Raw genomic sequence first — 470 nt, forward strand, 5'->3', positions numbered from 1 at the left:
GTTCAGGCCGGCCGCATAGCGCTTGTCGAACAGGTTGTTGACCAGGAAGGTGAACTTGTAGCGGTCCTGCTTGTCCTTCACGCCGAAGCTCAGGTTTGTGATGCTGAAAGCGCCGCCAGGCCGATGCTTGCGTAGGTCGGCAGCATGCCCATCAGCAGCGTCGGCACCGCCATCAGCAGGATGGACATGGTGAACATTTTTTTCCGGCCGAACAGATCGCCGAAGTGCGCCATGATGATGCCGCCCAGCGGACGCACCACGTAGCCGGCGGCGAAGATGCCGAAGGTTTGCACCATGCTCAGCCAGCCCGGCATAGCCGGCGGGAAGAACAGCTTGCCGCTGCGGAACGATTGCTGGCCGTCGTTGCCCGCTTCCGGCTCCACGCCGTAGATCCTGGTCGACGGCGAGATCGCGCGCGACGTGCTCAAGGCGCAGGTCAACGTGCTGCGCGTGCAATTGAAGGACGCCCA

1 pseudogene is annotated in these 470 nt (G+C 62.8%); it reads right to left on the minus strand.

The annotated features are described in order from the left end of the window. Positions 1 to 110: 110 nt before the first annotated feature. A pseudogene (locus KVP70_RS33230) lies at positions 111 to 338 on the minus strand (MFS transporter); the annotation flags it as partial. Positions 339 to 470 lie beyond the last annotated feature (132 nt).

The sequence above is a fragment of the Duganella violaceipulchra genome (assembly GCF_019166075.1).
Lineage (GTDB): Bacteria > Pseudomonadota > Gammaproteobacteria > Burkholderiales > Burkholderiaceae_D > Rugamonas > Rugamonas violaceipulchra.